Below are 2,203 nucleotides of genomic sequence, written 5' to 3'. Positions count from 1 at the left end.
AATCCGCATGACAAGCGGCATCCGGCGTGGATGAGCGGCAGCCGCCGCTCATGGGGCTTTTCCACCGTTCATCACTGCTGGAGGCCTCCCGGTCACTGCCGACTGGCATTTCACCCGGCGTGGCGCAGAGTGGCATGGAAATGAACGAGGCACTGCAGAGCACCGGCACCACACCGCCCTTCGCCGGGCGCGGCTATCGCCTCATGCAGACGGGGTTCTGGTCCTTGTTTGCGCTGATGGTCACCGTCACGCTGATCTCCGGACCGCCCGCCATCGCCTTTGATGCTGACGCCCCGGCCACGGCGGAGGCGCTCAGGCAGGCCTTTTCCGCGCTGCAGCCGCTCATGTGGCTGCAAAACGTGGCCATGATTCTCTGCGGCATTCTGGCCACGCACCAGCTGCATCTTCTCTCCCTGCGGCACCGCTGGGATCTCTCCCCGCTGAAGCGTCTGGTGCCGGTGGTCATGCTCACCTGCGTGGCGTTCGCGGCCGTCATTTCAGTCATCCTCAATGCCCTGCGCTGGTGTTTTGCCCGGATGGGGATTGGCGCGGAGGTCGCAGGCCGGGGGCTGCTCATTGAGCTCATCGCCACCGGTGCCGTGGCCCTCTTCCTCCTGGGCATGTGGGCCGCGCTCTATTATGCCTGCCAGGCCTTCACGCGGCTGCATCAGATTGAGCTCGCCTCCCTCCGCCATGCCGCCGCCATCAAGGAGGCGCGTCTGCAGACCATCGCCACCCAGCTCAATCCGCATTTCCTTTTCAACTCTCTCAACACCCTCCGTGCGCTCATTGATGAAAACCCGGAGCAGGCGCGTGATGCCGTGACGCGGCTCTCGCTCGTGCTCCGCGCCTCGCTGACCTCCAGCGATCACAAGCTCATCCCCCTGCGCGATGAACTCATCGCCGTCGATGCCCTGCTGGGCCTCGAACTCGCACGCTACGGCGACCGCCTGCAGGTGGAGCGGCACGTCGGCAGCGGCTGTGAAAAGGCGCTCGTTCCGCCGCTGCTGCTCGTCACTCTGGTGGAGAATGCCGTGAAGCACGGCGTGGCCGCCAAGCTGGGGCCGGGCTTTCTGAGCTACGAGGCCAGCCTGGACTCCGGGGCCCTGAAGCTGGTGGTGAAGAATTCCGGCGCCCTCGTGGAAAACTGGCAGGACAAAGGCGGCATCGGCCTCTCTCACACGCGGGAGCGCCTGACCCTGCTCTTCGGCAGCGCCGCCACCATGACTCTCAACCAAACTGCCGGCGGAGTGGAGGCCTCCGTCCTACTCCCGCAATCGCAGCAATCATGAAAGCCCTCCTCATCGACGACGAACGCATGGCCCGCCGTGAAATGCGCCGGCTGCTGGAGGCACATCCCGAAATCGAAATCGTGGGAGAAGCCGACAGCGGCCACGCCGCGCTGAGCCTGCTGCCCGCGCTGAAGCCCGACGTCCTCTTTCTCGACATCCAGATGCCCGAGATGGACGGCTTTGAATTCGTCAATGCCATGAGCGCAGGCGGCCACAGCCCGCAGGTCGTTTTCTGCACCGCCTATGATGCACACGCCCTGCGCGCCTTTGAGGTGAATGCCGTCGGCTATCTCCTCAAGCCCGTCGATCCCGCCCGCCTCGCCGCCGTCCTTCACAAGCTGCACGATCCCGCACAAACTGATGCCGAAGCGCCACAGGATGAGCCGCCTCTGCGCGAAACGGACCGCGTGCTGCTCAAAGGAGAACAGCGCACGTGGTTCGTGCCCGTGCGCTCCATCTACCTGCTGCAGTCTGAGGGCAACCACACGCATGTCTTCTTTGAGGGCGGCAAAGTGCTGCTGCCCCGCTCGCTCGGCACTCTGGAGCAGCGCCTGAACCTGCCCATTTTCTTCCGCGCCAACCGCGCCCAGCTCATCAACACCCGCGCCATCACCGACGTCACCGAATGGTTCAGCGGCGGCCTCCAGGCCACACTGGCCTCCGGGGACAAGGTGGAGATCTCCCGCAGGCAGGCCGCGCTGTTTCGGAAGCAGAAAGGCCTTTGATCATCAGCGACCGGTCCTGCGCTCTCGTTCGCGCTGCGGCATATTTTGTTCAGGGGTCGTGCGGTGCCTTCTTTGACAGGATTAACAGAATTCCAGGATTCCAGGATTCCAGGATTAGAGGCCCATGACTCTGCGCCACTGCCACCCTTCAGAAAAAAATCCTGAAATTCTGCCCTCTTGTTAATC

Annotated in this window: 2 protein-coding genes; both read left to right on the top strand. The window is 63.7% G+C overall.

Annotation, left to right across the window (positions count from 1 at the left end; translation table 11 throughout):
• The first annotated feature begins 140 nt into the window (after positions 1 to 140).
• Positions 141 to 1,292: a sensor histidine kinase gene (locus tag WAW39_RS30880; RefSeq protein WP_422323740.1), complete on the top strand. Its 1,152-nt coding sequence runs from the start codon at positions 141 to 143 to the stop codon at positions 1,290 to 1,292.
• Positions 1,289 to 2,017 (top strand): LytR/AlgR family response regulator transcription factor, encoded by a 729-nt coding sequence (locus WAW39_RS30875; protein WP_422323738.1) that lies wholly within the window; start codon positions 1,289 to 1,291, stop codon positions 2,015 to 2,017. Before WAW39_RS30880 ends, WAW39_RS30875 begins: the two co-directional genes overlap by 4 nt.
• Positions 2,018 to 2,203: the final 186 nt, after the last annotated feature.

It is taken from the genome of Prosthecobacter sp., from assembly GCF_049294395.1.
GTDB lineage: Bacteria > Verrucomicrobiota > Verrucomicrobiia > Verrucomicrobiales > Verrucomicrobiaceae > Prosthecobacter.
The sequence above is the reverse complement of the archived record's forward strand: the minus strand, read 5'-3'. Positions and strand labels throughout refer to the sequence as shown.